This is a genomic window from Bacillus sp. GB_SG_008, assembly GCF_052038115.1.
Taxonomy (GTDB): Bacteria; Bacillota; Bacilli; order Bacillales; family Bacillaceae_G; genus Bacillus_A; species Bacillus_A rhizoplanae.
Map to the genome: position 1 here is coordinate 709,669 of NZ_JBPZSK010000001.1, position 17,492 is coordinate 727,160.

Sequence of the window (17,492 nt, forward strand, 5' to 3'; positions counted from 1 at the left end):
AAAACAAGATAGAAGGAGGATTTGAATAATGTCGACGAGTCAAATGCTAAAGGGTATTTTAGAAGGATGCTTGCTTGCTATTATTTCTGAAGGAGAAATATACGGATACGAAATGAGTGAAAAACTGGCACAGTACGGTTTTACAATGGCAAGTGAAGGAAGTATTTATCCGTTATTAATTCGTATGCAAAAAGAAGGATTGATTACGAGTACGATGAAGGAGTCACCATCTGGTCCAAAGCGAAAATATTATACATTAACAGAAAAAGGTGAAGATGCATTAGATGATTTCATGGAAAGGTGGGAAGCGATGCAAAGTAGTGTGCAGCGGTTGTTAGAGGGAAAGGAAAGCAGACGATAAAGTCTGTATTCCTAACGCTGAAACAATGAAAGGAAATCAAAAATAAGTAATCTAGACGAGGAGGTTACATATGAACGTTTCTAAAGAAGGTAAAAAGTTTTTGATTGATATGAAAGTATATTTATTAACAAAAGGAATAAAAGAAGATGATATAAATAACTTTTTAGAAGACGCTGAGCTTCATTTAATAGAAGGAGAAAAAGGAGGAAAGACGGTAACGGATATTTTTGGAGACTCACCGAAAGAATATGCAGAAGAATTGGCTGAAGAGATGGAAGTTGATAAAAGGGAAAATATAAAATCTCTCGTTACTTCAATTGTTAGTATTGGTGGGTATTGGATATTGAATAGCATTTTATTTAGTAATCCCAATCATCATCTAACGATTTCAAATGTAGATTTAATTGGGTATCCAATCATTTTACTTCTTTCTATTATAATAACGGTTGTTGCATTAAAAATGTCTTCTTTTAAAAGCAAATTAATAGAGTTTAGTATTATATATGTAATGGTTATGATTCCAATTCTATTACTTGTATTAATTAAGTTTGTTGATAAATGGATGGGGATACCGATTATCCAATTGTCAGGATCGCAAAGTTTTATTTTGGCCGGAATTATATTCTTAGTTTTAATTATTATTGATTTTTACCTTCTTCGTTGGATAGGGGTACTTACAATAATTTTACCAATTTCTGTTATGTTCATATTTGAAGGGTTAGCAAAACAAAATCTATATTGGAGTATTCTTCAAATGTTTTTAGCGTATGGAAGTTTAGCTTTACTTTTCTTATGGTATAACAAAATGGAAAATATAAAGAATAAAGTGTAAAGAGGATTAAGCAGTATTCTAAATTGAGAGTGGGAAAATGGAAAAAGAAAAGCGAAACTGGTTATCATTATTGGATTCTGCGTGTTTTCTATTACTTGGCACACTGTCAGTTGGAATGATTGCGGTATTTAACTTACAAAGTGGAATATATACAGAACTGAATTATGTAACGTTTGTTTTTATAATTTTATTTTTATTATTTTCAGGAATCATGGGTATAACAGAAGAAGAAGAACGATTTGAAAAATTTGGGTGCTTGTATTTTGGGGGTGCATTTTTATTTATATATGCAGGGCTACTGTTAATTTGGTAAAGGTCGTGTGAATATGAAATTCTTTTGTTCTTCTTCTTTCTGTTTTGGTTTTGTAGTTGGATTAGGATTTTAATATTTACAAAGAAAAAGTAACTACAGCGGTTACTTTTTTTCTTTGCGCAATAAGGGACTTTTTAAAGATAATTCTCTTTGGGTATTTGTTAATAAGGAATCTATTTGTGATTTATAAGGGGTAGGAATGATGTAATGCATAAGGTTTGTGGGAGAAGGATGGTGTTCGGAACCGTTTGGACATTCGGGATCTGCATTTGTAAGCTTGTCCTGTACACGGCGCGTGAATAAAATGTGACCAATTTCATGTGCGAGTGTGTACATGTTCTTCCAAGCTGAAGCGGCGTTTGTTAATACAATGTAACCTTTAATTTGTTTATTAGTTGATAAAGAATAGGCACAAGCGATAACGGATTGTTCTTGAAAATAATCACTACCGATATAACAAATATAAATATCACTTTGCGATGCACGTTCGGTACATTCAGCAAATAAAGAAGTCAACTTTGGTTGTGATTTTAGTGAAGACATGTAACTAATTTCACCGTCATGAAAACGATAGGGTTCGTCTAACGTTCTGATATCTTCAATTTGAAATACGATAGGATGCCAAATATATTCAGTAATTGTAATATCCCTAGCAATCCGGTCTTTATCAATATTCGCTCCAGGAGCGATGCAAACACATATGTTAACGTAAGGGCACATATGAGACACCTCAAATATAGTGAATTTTTCTGACGAGATAAAAAGAAAATATCTTTAACGATTGAAAAGAGGAGGAATAAATGTTTTTAATGTATCTACAGTATTTTTTGAGCGCATCATGTATGGGGAATATTCTTTATTTGATAAAAGATGCGGCAACATATCATCATCTTTGTTAAGTAAATTCCCAAAATTTGTTAGCATATGAGTAAATTGTTCATCCGTAATCATACCGCTCGTGTGCCAATAGCACATCATCGCATAGGCAATGGAGCTTGTATCGACGTTTACGTTTATATTAACATGGGAGTTTCCGCTGTTTGAAATATTTGAGCCGTTTTCTGGTAGCATGATAAAACCTCCTTACAAAAATAGGCTACGTTTTAGTAGCCTAATCGTATTTGTCTCGATTATAGTTGTTTTGATTTGAGTAATTTTGATTTGAGTAATTTTGATTTGAGTAATTTTGATTTGGGTAATTTTGATTTGGGTAATTTTGATTTGAGTAATTTTGATTTGGGTAATTTTGATTTGAGTAATTTTGATTTGGGTAATTCTGATTTGGGTAATTCTGATTTGGGTAATTCTGATTTGGATAATTTTGTGAGGATTGAGCGGAATTATTTAATGCATTTGTTAAAAATGGGAGCAAAGCCGCTAATAATTGGTTTGTAACATCTGTATTCAACTGTCCTTGTCCCTGTGCTTGCCCTTGCCCTGGTCCTTGTCCCTGTGCTTGCCCTTGTCCCTGCTCTTGTGATTGCTCCTGCCCCTGTTCTACATCAGTAGACTGCCGATTCGAAGAAGCTGTTTCAGAATCTAAATCAGAGTCTACATTTAAATTTACGCGGGAATTTCCACTGTCTGAAATCTGAGCAACATTGTGATTGTGTGTATGTTTTTTTGTAGTTTCTTCTTGTGGATCAGATCCAGATTCAGATTCAGATCCAGATTTAGATCCAGATTTAGATCCAGATTTAGATCCAGATCCAGATGCAGATTGTTTTTCTGTATATTGGGGTTTTTTTCGACGGCGCTCATAATAATAAAAACACAACAATACCCTCTCCTTTATGAACTATAGAAAATGTCTATATCAATACTTTATGTGAAAATAAAGAATATGTATGGACAAATTAACTATCATTTAGCGTAGTTTTTTATCATGTCACAACATAAGTTGATAAGAAATTATTATATTTACAATAGGATGATTTATGATAAACAGTAATATTAAATTATATATATTTAGTGTTCTTGTTGTTAGATTTTTTAACAGTGGAATTATATGTAGTAAGATAATCGAAAATGTTGTGATTATGAGTACTTTCTTTGGAACGACTTGTTTATAAGATCCCCCACCTTAAAATTCGGAGAGCAATGAAGAAGATAGGATAGGTGGGGGATAACTGCTGGCATGTGCCCGATTGGTTATAACCATCAATGGGGGATGAAAAAACACTGATGGAAGTTTTATTTTATTAGCAGCTGTGTGTTGGCCGGGAAAATAAAAAATTGATTGAAAGAAGTCAGAAAATAGTCACACTTCGACACGTTTATATATCCACTTTTTGTTATAGTAAAAAGAAAAGGGGGAAAAAACATGTATACATTTAAAATTGTTTCAGATCGTGAAGCTGTTTATCAGTTTGCGAGTTATGCTCAAGTTGTACAAGGGGTAGAAAGTGTATATGTGGAAGTAGGTGAACCTTTGTATGAGCGTCCTCTTATGAAGTTTTATGTTCATGTCTCCATAAAACAAGAGTATGAACAAGCAAAAGCGTTGCGTGAAATCGCGCGTTTAGTAGAATTAGGACGTTTTACATACGTACATTACCGAGATGAAGAAATTGAAAGAGCATTTGAAGAAGTAAAATATGAGAGCCGTGTAGGCTAGATAATAAGGAAGAAAGGGGCTAATGTAAATTAGCTTCTTTTTTTGTTTATCTCGCATTAACGGGCCTCAAGATTCAGAGAGAAGCAAAGAAGATAGATGGGGGAATAACTGCCCGTAAAAGCCCGATTGGCTCAACTAACCATCAGTGGGGGATGGGGAAAACTCCCACTGATGGAAGTTTCGCTTTATGAAAATATTTTTATATGTATCAAACAAATAAAGAAGGAATTTTGCTATGATAGGAGAGGAAAAGAAAGGGGAGTTATATAATGGGGTATATACAGGAACTGAGGGAATTAGTTGGAACAAAACCACTTATTATAGTAGGCTCAGCAATTATTGTTTTAAATGAAAAGAATGAAGTATTATTACAACTTCGTTCTGATACATATGATTGGGGATTGCCAGGGGGAGCAATGGAGCTAGGAGAAACAATTGAAGAAACAGCAGAGAGAGAATTAAGAGAAGAAACAGGTTTAAAAGCAGATTTCTTACAATTTCTTGGTGTGCTCTCTGGACAGGATTTATATTATCGTTATCCGCATGGAGACGAAATTTATAATGTAATCAATGCCTTTCAAGCACATCACGTATATGGTGAAATAGAATGTGATGAAGAAGGGGAAGACATTCGATATTTTCCAATTGATAAGTTACCGAAATTAAATACAACAACAGAAAAAATCCTTCAAAAATTTTTATTAGCATTAACAGAGTAGAAAGAAGAATGAACCTTCTTTCTATTTTTATTATATTAAATATTTTGATTTTTTAGTTACCTCATAATATAATAGATATAGATATACATCTTATGTTATTCCATCCAAAAATTCACTAGGGTACATAGGAGAGGAGAAAGTACAAGATGCGCAATGTAGTCATTACAGCTGCAGTTCGTTCACCAATTGGAACATTTGGAGGAGCTTTCAAAAATGTAAAACCGACTGAACTAATGGTTCCTGTATTGCAGGAAGCTGTGAAAAAAGGCGGTGTTTTGCCGCACGAAGTAGATGAAGTGATTTTAGGTCACTGTATTCAACGAACAGATGAGGCAAATACAGCAAGAACAGCAGCGCTTATGGCGGGATTTCCTGATACAGTCACAGGTTACACAATTCAGCGTCAATGTGCTTCGGGTATGCAGGCATTAATTTCAGCAGCAATGCAAATTCAATTAGGTGTAAGTGATGTTGTTGTTGCAGGTGGAGTAGAAACAATGAGCTCTAGTCCATATGTATTAAAAGAGAACCGCTGGGGACAACGACTACAACACGGAGAAATTCGTGATATGGTGTGGGAAGTGCTAGAAGATCCAACGAATCATATTATGATGGGTGAAACTGCGGAAAATCTTGCTGAGCAATATGAAATTTCACGTGAAGAACAGGATGAAGTAGCAGTATTAAGTCATCAACGTGCCATTCATGCAATCGAAGCGGGCTATTTTGACGAGCAAATTGTGCCGATTACGATAAAGGAACGTAGAAAAGAGAGTGTTGTTTCCAAAGATGAACATCCTCGTGCAGATATTACGTTAGAAAAACTTTCGGGTTTAAAAGCAGCTTTTCGTAAGGGTGGAACAGTAACCGCAGGAAACGCATCGGGTATTAATGACGGAAGCGCAGCGTTAGTACTAATGAGTGAAGAAAAAGCGAAAGAAAAAGGGCTGCAACCGTTAGCGAGAATCGTAGGATACTCTATGGCAGGGGTAGATCCTAAAATTATGGGAATCGGTCCAGCACCAGCAATTCGAAAAGGATTGGAAAATGTAAATTGGTCAGTAAACGATGCGGATTTATTTGAAATTAATGAAGCATTTGCTGCGCAATATTTAGCAGTAGAAAAAGAATTGGGCTTAAATCGTGAAAAAGTGAATGTAAATGGTAGTGGAATCAGTCTTGGACATCCAATTGGATGTACAGGTGCACGTATTACAGTAAGCTTGATTCATGAATTAAGAAGACAAGGACTTGAAAAGGGAATTGCTTCTCTTTGTGTCGGCGGCGGTATGGGAGCAGCGTTATTTATAGAAGCACTATAAGAAACAAAACCAGCTAATGTGTTCATTAGCTGGTTTTGTTTCTGTATGAAATAGTCTCCCTCGATCTTCAAAAAGAGTTTCACCGTTTGATAATACTCTGTTTCTTCTAAAGTAACTTCTTGTATTTTTCCTAATATAAGCAATACATAGTTGCATCTAGGTACACCATTAAAGTTGGGGAATGTGTAGTTATATTCAAAGTAGATTATATTTTCAAAATAGCAGAAAAGACAAGGATTAGACAACTTATTAATAAAAAATTAAGGACATTAAATACAGAATCTTTTTAGTCCTGTATTGCATTGTTCTCAGTTGAAGTGTAATAATGAAGAGTTATCTCATTTATTTATCCCGCATTAACGGACAGTAATACCTTCACCTCAAGATTCAGAAAAAAACAAAGAAGATAGGTGGGGGATAACTGCCCGTAAAAGCCCGATTGGTTCAACTAACCCTCAATGAAGGGAGTTTCACTTTATATTTAGAGAGAAAATAATTAGTATAGTTATATTTAATGGTTGTTTCATAGCATGTAATGATTGGAGTAAGACAATGAAAATATGGAACGTATTTTGTATTTTATGTAGTTTTGTTATTGTTTTAAGTGGTTGTGCTCAGCATGAAAAAGTGAAGCAGCCGAAGGAACAGACCATTCCAGAAACGAATGAATACGGCGGCATACAATTAACAAAAGTGGGACAAGAGATTAAAGAAAAAAATTGGGGCACTCTAAAATTAGAACAAATCAAACATGTAAATGAAACATTTACAGTTGGAACGATGAAAATCTATGTAGAAAATGTGAGAGTTATTACACTATCGAATATGGAAGATGAAACAAAAGAGACGTTGGAAATGTATACAAAATTAAGTCCAGAAGAAGTACAACGTCGTTTAGGTGAGACACTGGACCAAAAAGAGGCAGAATGGTATGCATCATTAAGTGGACAAGATATTGGTGATACTGCTAAATATGTTGAAATTACATATAAGGTTGAAAATACAGGAGACAAAGAGATGCAGTTCTTTTCTATGAATGATGTAACTGTAAATGAAACGCAACAATTTCATGTGCCGACACAAAACTTCTTATATGCAGAAGACACATTTGTTGGTACAAAAAATATAACGAGAGAGGATTATAGTTCTGGTGAAATAAGGGAAGGGTTAATTGGTCTTTTACTAAGTGATAATAATGAAAAAATAAAAAGGATTTCTTTTACAACAGATGTACTTGCAACAGGCGATACACATGAGAAAGTAGCAGAACCACAAACATTTGCCATTTCACTATAACAGTGAAATGGTTTTTTCTTAATTGTTAGTAGGACAGGAAATATGTCGTTTTGTAGAGAATTTATATACATATAGCGTTTAGGAGGGAAATGAAAATGCAGAAGGGATGCTACGTATGTGGTAATAAAGAAATAGAAACAGGTACTATGTCACCTTATATAGAAAGCAATATTGGAAGTTATATTGTTCCGTTTGCAGAAATGACAGCAGAAGTGGCAGTATGTAAAAATTGCGGAGCTGTTATAACGATGAAACAAGAACATATAGAGTATAATCAAAGGAGAGAGAAGTAAACGTAATGTATATTGTCAAAGCAAATCTACATGATGCAAAAGAACTTGCACGCGTTCATGTTGGTAGTTGGGGAGAAACATATGAAGGCATTATGCCAAAAGATGTGTTAGATAAAAAATCGTATGAGAAACGAGAAGCATTGTGGAAACAAGTATTACAGAAGCAGCAGTCGCATGTTTATGTTGCCAAAACAATTGATGGGAAAATAATTGGTTTTGCAGATGGTGGGAAAGAGCGAACTGGTAAATATGAGTATGACGGAGAGTTATATGCGATATATATTTTACGGGCATATCAGCGTAACAAACTTGGAAAAAGATTGATAAAAGCGGTGGCAGCAGATTTATATAAGAATGGATATCGTTCTATGCTTGTTTGGGTAGTAGCGAACAATCCGTCTAAATATTTTTATGAAGCGTTACAAGCTTCTTTTGTAGATGAGAAAGATATTGAAGAATTATACATAAAAGAACTTGCATACGGTTGGAAAGATATACAAACTCTTTTCATATAATACAATTCCCGGCAACGGCCTGCTCGTTTTATTACTTCGTGAATATAATGAAGTGAATAGAGTGAAAGGAGAGACAATCCGTGAGAATATTCACGGTTTTGGTCGGGGTTATTATAGCCGCTTGCTTTCAAATAGGATTATTATGTATGTTACAACGAATCGAGCAACTATCACTTCCTCATCTTCTATATGAACTGGTATATGTAGGAGCATTATTTGGATTTGGAATGGGTATTGCACATTATTTCTATAAACATAAGATTTATATACTTATAATCGTATTCGTCTTTTTATACGGATGGGGCTATTATCGTTATAATGACAGAGTTCAAAGCATTTTACAACTGCACATTGTATCGATTCAACACGCATTACTGTTATTATTTTGTATTATGTTTGGAACCATTGTTTATAGAATGTTGTTTTATAAAGAAAATAAAGAGAAAAAGGTCAGATGAAATATCTCATTTGACCTTTTTTAAGATTGTTGTTTTTCTTTTGTAAGGTAAGTTTTTACACTTTGTAATTGGAGTTGTTCAGGGAGACGAAATTCTTGTTTTTGTTCTTCAAATTGTTTTTTTGTATAGGGACCAAACCGGCGGTTATTTTTCAAATCGATAATCCAATAATTTTCTGTCGCTTGATTAGTAATAGAAGCATCGGGGTTATTAGGGTCATCTGTTTGCTCTGTTTGTTTTGCTAAAATATAATTGTCGTTCCAGGCAATTTCTACAATTTCTGGTGGAATATATTGAGAGGCGTACAAGGCGTCTGTTTTAGGGAAAAGTTCTAGTGCATTACCGGAAACATTAATGAGCTCATATTCATCCCCAATGCTGTAATGAGATGGATTAAAATTTGTTGCACAACTAGTTAAAAATACGAGAGAGCAAACGATGATGAATCGTTTCAATATGAGCTCCTCCTTCTGAAATGTGATTGATACATATTTTACAGGAAAAGAAAATAAAACACCAATTTATGAGTTGTTTACAACTGTTTTTAGACATGATACGATGAAACGGTTAATAAAGGATAGAAAAAAGGAGTCGACACAGCATGAAGCTGAAAATACATCAACCAGTGATTGTTATGAACCGTCTAGGGGCTGCAATGATCGATATGTTTTTCATTTCTGTTTTGTATGGTGCCATTGTTGCAATTACAACCGGAAACTATAAAGCGATTTTGAATCGTTTTAATGTAAGTTCAGGAGACATCCGTTATGACTTTGGGCTTGCATTTTTATTAATGGCGCTTTATTTTATTGTTCTACCATTTATTTGGAATGGATATACACTAGGGAAAAAAGTTACACGTACAAAACTTGTATCGCTTACAAGTGAAAAGTTAACGCTAGGAATTTTAACAATGAGGTTTGTTGTATTGTTAGTACCGAATATTTTGTTTCTTGGTATTCCGGTGATATGTAATATATACATGATGTTGGTTAGAAGTGATAATAGAGGTTTTCATGATCTTATAGTGAAAACTAAAGTTATGGGTGTTGTGTAGAGAAAGGGAAGCAGTTGCTTCCTTTTTTAAAATTTGAAAAAAATTTGTTTGTATAATTTGGTACAGGGGAAATATGAAAGAACTAGTCATACTAACATTAAAGATTTTGTCAGCACAATGGAGGATACTATGGAATTTGGTTAAATAGGAAATGACTGAATAAAAATCAACTTGAATTATAAAAATATTTTTATTCAGTCTAAATTTTTACAAAATTCGATATATTTAATTTGGTATAATGGAATTTATATAGGACAGGCATCTCCTATATAGTACCCTCCATATTGATGGCGCGTCCCAGAAAGGCGCGCTTTTTTATGATTAATAGACTGAAAATTAGGAAAATGTTATTATTTATAATAAAGAGTTCATGTTTCTTCACATTGGGAGGGAGCGAAATGACAGGAGAAAGTTTATTATTTTGGGGAATTCTTATTTTTGTTGGTCTAGTTTTTGATCAGTATAATAGTAAGAAAAAAGAGAAAATTCGAAAGTAAGCGATTACATTATATGTATCTATCTTTTCCTGCTTGCGGATGCTTCAAAAAAAGGAGTATACTGTATGACGTTGAGACTAACCAGAAGGGGAAATGACGATGAAGCTAGCAGGAAAGGTTGCCGTTGTAACAGGCGGAGGCATCGGCATTGGTCGTAACACAGCTCTTTTGTTGGCAGGGCAAGGTGCAAAGGTAATTGTGACAGATATTGATGAGGAAAATGGACAAGCAACAGTGGAGGAAATTGTAGATTTAGGTGGCGAGGCACTTTTTGTTACTCATGATATGAGTAAGCGAAGTGATTGGCAACATGTTTTAGAAGTTGCAGTTGAAGCCTATAACAGAATCGATATGTTGTTTAATAATGCCGGATTATATAAAATAGATCCGATTTTTTCTCATGAAAAAGAGAACGATTCCAATGCACTTTGTATAAATGACGTCTGGATAGAAATAAAACAGCTGAGGTCATCTTTTATGAAACAGCAAGAAGAAGTGAGATTGACTGATCTTCCTATTTTTGGTGTTATCAGCACAAAGGAACAGTCACTTCATACAGTAGAATCTTTAGTATAATAAGTTGAAAACCGTCCCCAATTTATCTGTGGACGGTTTTTTTTATTTAGCGAATACGTTTTTCTGTTTTTACGTCAAAGAAGTGCGCTTTGTTCATATCAAAAGCAAGGTTAATCTGATCACCATGTGTAAAAGTATGTCTTGCGTCAACACGAGCTGCAAAATCTTGATTTCCAAGTTTCATATATAAAATAGATTCTGCACCTAATAGTTCAGCAACATCGATTTGCGTTGTAAATGTTGTACCTTCGGAAGCTTCTAAAAATAAAAGTTCATCATGAATATCTTCTGGGCGAATGCCTAAAATAATTTCTTGGTTAATGTAACCATGTTCATCCAGTAGTTTCATTTTTCCTTCTGGCACTTTAATTTTTACTTTATTGTTTATTACAAAATGATTTTCTGTTAACTGGCCATGGAAAAAGTTCATCGCAGGAGAGCCAATAAATCCGCCAACGAAAACATTTTCTGGTGTTTCATATACTTCTTTTGGTGTTCCGATTTGTTGTATTTTTCCATCTTTCATAACGACAAGGCGCGATGCCATCGTCATAGCTTCTGTTTGGTCATGTGTTACATAAATGGTTGTTGTTCCAAGTTTTTGATGAAGCTTAGAAATCTCAGAGCGCATCGATACACGTAATTTTGCATCCAGGTTTGATAACGGCTCGTCCATTAAGAAGACTTTTGCATCACGAACAATGGCGCGTCCTAAAGCGACACGTTGTCGTTGTCCACCAGATAATGCTTTTGGTTTTCGATTTAAATATTCTTCGAGTCCTAAAATACGGGCTGCGTCTTTCACTCGACGATCAATTTCGTCTTTTGGTATTTTGCGAAGTTTTAAGCCGAATGCCATATTATCGTAAACACTCATATGTGGGTAGAGAGCATAGTTTTGAAAGACCATTGCAATGTCGCGATCTTTTGGAGGAACATCATTCATTACCTTGCCATCAATTGAGAATTCCCCTTTGGAAATATCCTCTAAACCAGCAACCATTCGTAATGTCGTTGATTTTCCGCATCCAGATGGACCGACAAATACAATAAATTCTTTATCTTGTATGTGTAAATTGAAGTCGGTGACTGCAGTTACATTGTTATCATATATTTTATAAATGTTTTCTAATTTTAGTTCTGCCATGACTTTTCCTCCTAGCCAAAAAGTATGCAAACGTTTTCTTTAAGTTTATTATAAATGAATGCGTAAAAAAAAGAAATAAAAAATTAAAACGTTTTCATAAATTTAAGAAAATATACACAAAAATAGTGTGTTTTTAATATTAAAAGAGCTCTAACTATATTTTTAGGCCATACAAAAAATGTAAGCATTGTTTTCATTTTATTTAAAATCTGTTATCATTCACTAATGAAAACGTTTGCGCCTGTTTTGCAATTAAATTATGAAATGGGGTAGCATGATGGAGAAACAATGGTGGAAAGAAAGTGTTGTATATCAAATTTATCCGCGTAGCTTTATGGATAGTAATGGTGATGGAGTTGGTGATCTTCGCGGAATTATTTCAAAGCTTGATTATTTACAAGAACTAGGGATAGATGTAATTTGGTTATCACCAGTTTATGAATCTCCAAACGATGATAACGGTTATGATATTAGTAATTATCGTAAGGTTATGGATGAGTTTGGGACGATGAATGATTGGGATGAATTGTTGGATGAAATGCATAAACGTAATATGAAATTAATGATGGACTTAGTTGTCAATCATACTTCAGATGAACATAATTGGTTTGTTGAATCCCGGAAGTCAAAGGATAATCCATATCGAGATTACTATATTTGGCGTAAAGGAAAAAGTGGAAAAGAGCCAAATAACTGGGGAGCTGCTTTTAGTGGATCTGCTTGGGAGTATGATGAAACAACAGATGAATATTACTTACATTTATTTTCAAAAAAGCAACCAGATTTAAATTGGGATAATAAACATGTGCGCAAAGAGATTTATGAGATGATGAAATTTTGGCTGGACAAAGGGATTGACGGCTTTCGAATGGATGTCATTAACTTTATTTCAAAAGTAGAGGGATTACCAGCTGTGAATACAGAAGCAGAGGGGTATGTATCGGGTCATCAATATTTTATGAATGGACCTAATATTCATACATATTTACATGAAATGAATCAAGAAGTGTTATCTCAATATGATATTATGACGGTTGGTGAAATGCCTGGTGTAACAACGGAAGAGGCGAAGCTTTATACAGCTGAAGATCGTCAGGAATTACAGATGGTATTTCAGTTTGAACATATGGATTTAGATTCTGGAGAGAATGGTAAATGGGATGTAAAGCCATGTTCGCTTGTTGCATTAAAGGAGAACTTAACAAAGTGGCAAAAAGCATTAGAACATACAGGATGGAATAGTTTGTATTGGAATAATCATGATCAACCGCGTGTTGTCTCTCGCTTTGGTAATGATAAAACGTATCGTATTCCGTCAGCGAAAATGTTAGCGACGGTACTTCATATGATGAAAGGAACTCCTTACATTTATCAAGGAGAAGAGATTGGAATGACAAATGTCCAATTTGCTTCAATTGATGAATACCGTGATATTGAAACGTTGAATATGTACCATGAAAAAGTAAGTGAATGTGGTGAAAATCACGAAATGGTGATGCAATCTATTTATGCTAAAGGACGCGATAATGCTCGGACACCGATGCAATGGGAAGACAGTGAACATGCTGGATTTACATCAGGTAAGCCGTGGGTCCAAGTAAATCCTAATTATAAAGAAATTAATGCGAAGCAGGCATTACATGATTCAAATTCTATTTTTCATTATTATAAGAAATTGATTGAACTTCGTAAAAAGCACGAAATAATTGTGTATGGTACATATGATTTAATTCTAGAAGACCATCCATCTATTTTTGCTTACGTAAGAACATGGAAAGATGAAAAATTACTTGTCATTGCAAACTTTACTGAGGATTCATGTGTATTTGAATTACCGGAGGAGATAGCGTACAGTAATGTAGATTTATTGATACACAATTATGATGTGCAGGATGAATCAATTGAAAATATTATTTTACAGCCTTATGAAACGCGGGCGTATAAATTGAAATGAGAAATATGTAAGTAGATATTAGAGAGGCTTGGAGACGGGTCTCTCTTGTTTTTCAATTAGAATGACAAGTCACGATGAGGGATGTGCTGGTATAAAGTAAAAGCCTTGTTTTCTATACAAGGCTTTTAAGCTTTACCATGTTAAAATGGAAAATTCATATGGTAGAAGTGTAACTAGTAATGAGTTTGTTTCAGCGGAAAACTCTTCTTTTGTATACAGATTTACAATTTTTTTACCACCAATACGAAAAGGTATCGGAGCTGTAATTTCATTATTTGTTGGATTTAAAACAAATAATATTGTTTCTTTTCCGTATGTTTTTGTATAAGAAATATAATTGTGTTTGTTGTTGGCTTCAATCCATTGAAATGAACCGTGCCCGCCAAAGGCTTTATATTGTTTCCGCAATAAAATTAATGTTTGTATATGCTGAAATAATTCTTTATCTTGTTTATCTTCATCCCAGATCATACATTTTCGGCAACCTGGGTCCATTCCCCCGTCCATTCCAATTTCATCACCGTAATAAATACATGGTGAACCGATGAAAGAGAGTTGGAATACATAGAGTAATTTTACTTTTTCTTTATTGCCTTTACAGGTTGTTAAAATTCGCGGTGTATCGTGGCTGTCTAGTAGATGAAAAGCAGCTTCGTTTACATTCATGGAATATGAATGAAGAGATTCGGTAATTTGATGCATAAAATCATTTGCCCGAATGGTTTCATTTGCAAAATAAGAAAGAAGAGCATTTGTAACAGGATAACTCATGACGGCATCAAATTGATCGCCTTGTAGCCATGGAAGAGCGTCATGCCAAATTTCGCCTAAAATGTAGACATCAGGATTAATCGCCTTTACTTCACTGCGGAATTCACGCCAAAAGCTATGATCCACTTCATTCGCTACATCAAGTCGCCAGCCGTCAATGTGAAACTCTCGTACCCAATAACGTCCTACTTCTAGTAAGTATTCTTTTACGTCTGGATGAGTTGTATTTAGTTTTGGCATATACGGTGTAAAAGCGAATGTATCATAATTAGGAAAAGGTTCTGTTACAATTGGAAATTCATGAATATGAAACCAGTCTTTGTAGGAAGAGTGTTCTCCTTTTTCAAGAACATCTTGAAATTTATCGAAAAAGTATCCACTATGATTAAAAACGGCATCTAGCATAATTTTTATACCGCGGTGATGACATGCTTCCACAAGCTTCTGAAATGTTTCTTTTGTCCCAAATTGAGGATCGATTTCCATATAGTCAATCGTGTCATATTTATGATTAGACTGTGCCGTAAAGATTGGGGTAAAGTAAATGCCGGAAATACCAAGTTCTACAAGGTAATCAAGGTGATTCATAATGCCGACGAAATCCCCGCCAAAAAAATTTGTTGCAGTTGGATCTGCGCTGCCCCAAGGAAGAGTGTTTGCTGGATTACATGTACAATCTCCATTAGCAAATCGTTCTGGAAAAATTTGATACCACACTGTATTCTTCACCCATGGGGGAGCCGTAAAAACATCCTTTTCATGTATAAATGGGAAGCAAAAGTAATAGCCGACGTCGTCAGTAGGTGCTTCAGAGAAAAGGCCTCTTTCTGTATAAACGATAGTTTCAGTACTACTTTTCAGTTCGAATCCGTATCGTAAACGCTTAAATTTTGGTTCAATTGATACAAACCAATAATCAAATAAATCCGTCGAGCCGCTCTTTTTCATTGGTATTTTTTTTGTTAACCATTTCCCATCTTGCCATTCATATGGATCACCATAAATGAAGGATACTACATCTACGTCGTTTTTTTTCGTACGTAGCCGAATGTGAAGTGTTTTTTCATTGTAAGCGTATGCGTAATTATCTTTTGGTCTATGGTATATTGCTTCTTTAATCATATAAAATATTCTCCTTTACTAGTTCTTTAAATAAGAATATATTGCAAACGATTGCTTTTTATATAATTTTAATATTGCTTATAAGGGTAGTACGCATTCCATATAAAGTCAATGAATATAAAGAATAGCTGCGTAAATTTTTTGAAAAATAATATTTGCAAAACATATAAATGTATGTATAATAATAGACAAATAGCGCAAACGTTTTCATAGATTGAAAAGTTGTTTGTGCTTCTATTAAACTATTAGATGCAAACGTTTTCATTGATTAGAGTACCATATACATAATTTGGGGAGGTATTAAGGGATGAAGAAAAAAGCGTTATCTTTATTAACAGTTTCAGCTTTGGCAATCGGTATGTTATCGGCATGCGGACCGAAAGATTCAGGGAAAAAGGAAGCGAGCAAAGAGAAGAAAGATTATGATCTTCTTGTTTGGGAAGATCAGAAAAAAGGTGTTGGTTTAGATCCAGCCGTAAAAAGTTTTGAAAAGAAATATAATGTAAAAGTAAAAGTTGTCGAGATTCAGATGACAGAACAATTAAAAAAACTTCGTCTTGATGGTCCAGCTGGTACAGGGCCGGATGTTGTAACATTACCGCATGATCAAATTGGGGATGCAGCGACAGAGGGGTTACTTTCTGAGATGAAAGTGGATGATTCTGTTAAAAATAAGTTTACTGATTTGTCACTAAAAGCGCAAACATATGATGGGAAATTATATGGTTTACCGAAAGCGATTGAAACACCTGTATTCATTTACAATAAAAAATTAATGCCAAAAGCACCAGAAACGATGGATGAACTATTTAATTTTTCAAAAGGATTTACAAAGAACGGAAAATATGGGTTTTTAGCATTAGGAGATAACTTCTATTTTGCGAATGCATTTATGGCTGGTATGGGCGGTTATGTATTTGGTGAGAAAGACGGACAACCAAATGTAGCCGATATTGGATTAAATAATAGCGGTGCAGTACAAGGTGCAGAATATATTCAAAAATGGTATAAAGAAAAACTATTTCCAGAAGGAATTATTGGTGAGTCTGGCGGACCAGCTGCAGATGGATTATTTAATGAAGGAAAAGCAGCTTCTATTATGAATGGTCCATGGGCATTCCAGGCGATGGAAAAAGCAGGAATTGATTATGGTGTAGCTCCAATGCCAAAATTACCAAATGGCCAGCCGATGAAAACATTTGTTGGTGTAAAAGGATGGCATGTAACAAGCTTCTCTAAAAACAAAGATTTGGCAACAAAATTCACTGATTGGGTGACAAATGAAGAAAATGCAAAAATTCGTTTTGAAAAAACAAAAGAAATTCCGCCAGTGAAATCAGTTATGGAAGATCCAATTATTAAAAATAACGAAGCTGCAAAAGCAGTAGTGACACAAGCCGAAAATGGTATTCCAATGCCGAATATTCCAGAAATGCAAGAAGTTTGGAAACCAGCTGGTGATGCGCTGCAATTAGTTGTAACAGGTAAACAAGAACCAAAAGCGGCACTTGATGAGGCTGTGAAACAAATTAAAGGAAACATTGAAGCAAATCATAGCAAGAAAAAATAATATAGAATTCGTGTCTTTTGTAAACAAAAGGCACGAATTCTCCTCCTTCCAAGGGGAAGAAAAAAGGGGGAA

General features: G+C 34.6%; 21 protein-coding genes. 15 read left to right on the forward strand and 6 right to left on the reverse strand.

What is annotated here, in order from left to right; translation table 11 throughout:
• The first annotated feature begins 28 nt into the window (after window positions 1-28).
• From ACTDJC_RS03640 to ACTDJC_RS03650, 3 genes are all read left to right on the forward strand, one after another.
• Window positions 29-361, forward strand: a complete 333-nt coding sequence (locus ACTDJC_RS03640; RefSeq protein WP_230573308.1) for a PadR family transcriptional regulator — start codon at window positions 29-31, stop codon at window positions 359-361.
• A gap of 70 nt (window positions 362-431) precedes the next feature.
• Window positions 432-1,193 carry a DUF1129 domain-containing protein gene (locus tag ACTDJC_RS03645; protein WP_440602677.1) on the forward strand — a complete coding sequence of 254 codons (762 nt, stop codon included), beginning with the start codon at window positions 432-434 and terminating at the stop codon, window positions 1,191-1,193.
• 37 nt (window positions 1,194-1,230) lie between these two features.
• Window positions 1,231-1,506, forward strand: coding sequence for a hypothetical protein (locus ACTDJC_RS03650; RefSeq protein ID WP_440602678.1), 276 nt, complete (start codon window positions 1,231-1,233; stop codon window positions 1,504-1,506).
• Between the two features lie 102 nt (window positions 1,507-1,608).
• Here the strand turns inward: ACTDJC_RS03650 and ACTDJC_RS03655 are convergent, their stop codons facing one another.
• From ACTDJC_RS03655 to ACTDJC_RS03665, 3 genes are read right to left on the reverse strand one after another with little or no spacing between them, the layout of a single operon-like run.
• Complete coding sequence (locus ACTDJC_RS03655; RefSeq protein WP_098311385.1) at window positions 1,609-2,226, reverse strand: ImmA/IrrE family metallo-endopeptidase; 618 nt, start codon at window positions 2,224-2,226, stop codon at window positions 1,609-1,611.
• A gap of 54 nt (window positions 2,227-2,280) precedes the next feature.
• Window positions 2,281-2,577, reverse strand: coding sequence for a hypothetical protein (locus ACTDJC_RS03660; RefSeq protein ID WP_098311384.1), 297 nt, complete (start codon window positions 2,575-2,577; stop codon window positions 2,281-2,283).
• A 40-nt stretch (window positions 2,578-2,617) separates the two neighbouring features.
• On the reverse strand, window positions 2,618-3,283 hold the full coding sequence (locus ACTDJC_RS03665) for a hypothetical protein (RefSeq protein WP_440602679.1): 666 nt from the start codon (window positions 3,281-3,283) through the stop codon (window positions 2,618-2,620).
• 546 nt (window positions 3,284-3,829) lie between these two features.
• Between ACTDJC_RS03665 and ACTDJC_RS03670 the strand changes: the two genes are divergently transcribed.
• The 7 genes from ACTDJC_RS03670 (at window position 3,830) to ACTDJC_RS03700 (ending at window position 8,726) form a co-directional block, all read left to right on the forward strand.
• The gene (locus ACTDJC_RS03670) at window positions 3,830-4,123 is read left to right on the forward strand and encodes a DUF3928 family protein (RefSeq protein WP_230573314.1); all 294 of its coding nucleotides are present in this window, start codon (window positions 3,830-3,832) and stop codon (window positions 4,121-4,123) included.
• Window positions 4,124-4,392: 269 nt separating this feature from the next.
• Entirely contained in the window at window positions 4,393-4,842 is a 450-nt protein-coding gene (locus ACTDJC_RS03675; protein WP_440602680.1) for an NUDIX hydrolase, read from the forward strand.
• 146 nt (window positions 4,843-4,988) lie between these two features.
• Window positions 4,989-6,164, forward strand: coding sequence for an acetyl-CoA C-acetyltransferase (locus ACTDJC_RS03680; protein WP_440602681.1), 1,176 nt, complete (start codon window positions 4,989-4,991; stop codon window positions 6,162-6,164).
• A 552-nt stretch (window positions 6,165-6,716) separates the two neighbouring features.
• Window positions 6,717-7,460: a hypothetical protein gene (locus tag ACTDJC_RS03685; protein ID WP_440602682.1), complete on the forward strand. Its 744-nt coding sequence runs from the start codon at window positions 6,717-6,719 to the stop codon at window positions 7,458-7,460.
• 95 nt (window positions 7,461-7,555) lie between these two features.
• A complete protein-coding gene (locus ACTDJC_RS03690; protein WP_098305779.1) occupies window positions 7,556-7,753 on the forward strand; it encodes a hypothetical protein in 198 nt (65 codons plus the stop codon).
• Between the two features lie 5 nt (window positions 7,754-7,758).
• A complete protein-coding gene (locus ACTDJC_RS03695) occupies window positions 7,759-8,268 on the forward strand; it encodes an N-acetyltransferase family protein (RefSeq protein WP_440602683.1) in 510 nt (169 codons plus the stop codon).
• A 146-nt stretch (window positions 8,269-8,414) separates the two neighbouring features.
• On the forward strand, window positions 8,415-8,726 hold the full coding sequence (locus tag ACTDJC_RS03700; RefSeq protein WP_141524953.1) for a hypothetical protein: 312 nt from the start codon (window positions 8,415-8,417) through the stop codon (window positions 8,724-8,726).
• Window positions 8,727-8,746: 20 nt separating this feature from the next.
• On the opposite strand, the gene ACTDJC_RS03705 is transcribed toward ACTDJC_RS03700, so the two are convergent.
• Window positions 8,747-9,181: a DUF3997 domain-containing protein gene (locus ACTDJC_RS03705; protein WP_253630302.1), complete on the reverse strand. Its 435-nt coding sequence runs from the start codon at window positions 9,179-9,181 to the stop codon at window positions 8,747-8,749.
• 146 nt (window positions 9,182-9,327) lie between these two features.
• Here ACTDJC_RS03705 and ACTDJC_RS03710 point away from each other — a divergent pair, with 146 nt between their 5' ends.
• The 3 genes from ACTDJC_RS03710 (at window position 9,328) to ACTDJC_RS03720 (ending at window position 10,856) form a co-directional block, all read left to right on the forward strand.
• Window positions 9,328-9,783: an RDD family protein gene (locus tag ACTDJC_RS03710; protein ID WP_440602684.1), complete on the forward strand. Its 456-nt coding sequence runs from the start codon at window positions 9,328-9,330 to the stop codon at window positions 9,781-9,783.
• A gap of 398 nt (window positions 9,784-10,181) precedes the next feature.
• Window positions 10,182-10,280, forward strand: a complete 99-nt coding sequence (locus ACTDJC_RS03715; RefSeq protein WP_098305769.1) for a flagellar motor protein — start codon at window positions 10,182-10,184, stop codon at window positions 10,278-10,280.
• Window positions 10,281-10,379: 99 nt separating this feature from the next.
• Window positions 10,380-10,856 carry an SDR family NAD(P)-dependent oxidoreductase gene (locus ACTDJC_RS03720; RefSeq protein ID WP_141524952.1) on the forward strand — a complete coding sequence of 159 codons (477 nt, stop codon included), beginning with the start codon at window positions 10,380-10,382 and terminating at the stop codon, window positions 10,854-10,856.
• A 46-nt stretch (window positions 10,857-10,902) separates the two neighbouring features.
• Here ACTDJC_RS03720 and ACTDJC_RS03725 read toward each other — a convergent pair whose 3' ends face one another.
• A complete protein-coding gene (locus ACTDJC_RS03725; RefSeq protein ID WP_429716858.1) occupies window positions 10,903-12,003 on the reverse strand; it encodes an ABC transporter ATP-binding protein in 1,101 nt (366 codons plus the stop codon).
• 259 nt (window positions 12,004-12,262) lie between these two features.
• On the opposite strand from ACTDJC_RS03725, the gene ACTDJC_RS03730 reads away from it, so the two are divergent.
• On the forward strand, window positions 12,263-13,957 hold the full coding sequence (locus ACTDJC_RS03730) for a glycoside hydrolase family 13 protein (RefSeq protein ID WP_440602685.1): 1,695 nt from the start codon (window positions 12,263-12,265) through the stop codon (window positions 13,955-13,957).
• A 132-nt stretch (window positions 13,958-14,089) separates the two neighbouring features.
• Here ACTDJC_RS03730 and ACTDJC_RS03735 read toward each other — a convergent pair whose 3' ends face one another.
• Window positions 14,090-15,850: an alpha-glycosidase gene (locus ACTDJC_RS03735; RefSeq protein WP_440602686.1), complete on the reverse strand. Its 1,761-nt coding sequence runs from the start codon at window positions 15,848-15,850 to the stop codon at window positions 14,090-14,092.
• A gap of 307 nt (window positions 15,851-16,157) precedes the next feature.
• On the opposite strand from ACTDJC_RS03735, the gene ACTDJC_RS03740 reads away from it, so the two are divergent.
• A complete protein-coding gene (locus ACTDJC_RS03740; protein ID WP_440602687.1) occupies window positions 16,158-17,420 on the forward strand; it encodes an extracellular solute-binding protein in 1,263 nt (420 codons plus the stop codon).
• Window positions 17,421-17,492 lie beyond the last annotated feature (72 nt).

Bases quoted from the DNA above. Each gene is read 5' to 3' on its own strand.
- ACTDJC_RS03735 (WP_440602686.1), bottom strand. From the start codon at position 15,850: ATGATTAAAGAAGCAATATACCATAGACCAAAAGATAATTACGCATAC.
- ACTDJC_RS03740 (WP_440602687.1), top strand. From the start codon at position 16,158: ATGAAGAAAAAAGCGTTATCTTTATTAACAGTTTCAGCTTTGGCAATC.
- ACTDJC_RS03660 (WP_098311384.1), bottom strand. From the start codon at position 2,577: ATGCTACCAGAAAACGGCTCAAATATTTCAAACAGCGGAAACTCCCAT.
- ACTDJC_RS03655 (WP_098311385.1), bottom strand. From the start codon at position 2,226: ATGTGCCCTTACGTTAACATATGTGTTTGCATCGCTCCTGGAGCGAAT.
- ACTDJC_RS03725 (WP_429716858.1), bottom strand. From the start codon at position 12,003: ATGGCAGAACTAAAATTAGAAAACATTTATAAAATATATGATAACAAT.
- ACTDJC_RS03715 (WP_098305769.1), top strand. From the start codon at position 10,182: ATGACAGGAGAAAGTTTATTATTTTGGGGAATTCTTATTTTTGTTGGT.
- ACTDJC_RS03640 (WP_230573308.1), top strand. From the start codon at position 29: ATGTCGACGAGTCAAATGCTAAAGGGTATTTTAGAAGGATGCTTGCTT.
- ACTDJC_RS03695 (WP_440602683.1), top strand. From the start codon at position 7,759: ATGTATATTGTCAAAGCAAATCTACATGATGCAAAAGAACTTGCACGC.
- ACTDJC_RS03720 (WP_141524952.1), top strand. From the start codon at position 10,380: ATGAAGCTAGCAGGAAAGGTTGCCGTTGTAACAGGCGGAGGCATCGGC.
- ACTDJC_RS03680 (WP_440602681.1), top strand. From the start codon at position 4,989: ATGCGCAATGTAGTCATTACAGCTGCAGTTCGTTCACCAATTGGAACA.
- ACTDJC_RS03645 (WP_440602677.1), top strand. From the start codon at position 432: ATGAACGTTTCTAAAGAAGGTAAAAAGTTTTTGATTGATATGAAAGTA.
- ACTDJC_RS03730 (WP_440602685.1), top strand. From the start codon at position 12,263: ATGAAATGGGGTAGCATGATGGAGAAACAATGGTGGAAAGAAAGTGTT.
- ACTDJC_RS03700 (WP_141524953.1), top strand. From the start codon at position 8,415: ATGTTACAACGAATCGAGCAACTATCACTTCCTCATCTTCTATATGAA.
- ACTDJC_RS03670 (WP_230573314.1), top strand. From the start codon at position 3,830: ATGTATACATTTAAAATTGTTTCAGATCGTGAAGCTGTTTATCAGTTT.
- ACTDJC_RS03685 (WP_440602682.1), top strand. From the start codon at position 6,717: ATGAAAATATGGAACGTATTTTGTATTTTATGTAGTTTTGTTATTGTT.
- ACTDJC_RS03675 (WP_440602680.1), top strand. From the start codon at position 4,393: ATGGGGTATATACAGGAACTGAGGGAATTAGTTGGAACAAAACCACTT.
- ACTDJC_RS03650 (WP_440602678.1), top strand. From the start codon at position 1,231: ATGGAAAAAGAAAAGCGAAACTGGTTATCATTATTGGATTCTGCGTGT.
- ACTDJC_RS03710 (WP_440602684.1), top strand. From the start codon at position 9,328: ATGAAGCTGAAAATACATCAACCAGTGATTGTTATGAACCGTCTAGGG.
- ACTDJC_RS03690 (WP_098305779.1), top strand. From the start codon at position 7,556: ATGCAGAAGGGATGCTACGTATGTGGTAATAAAGAAATAGAAACAGGT.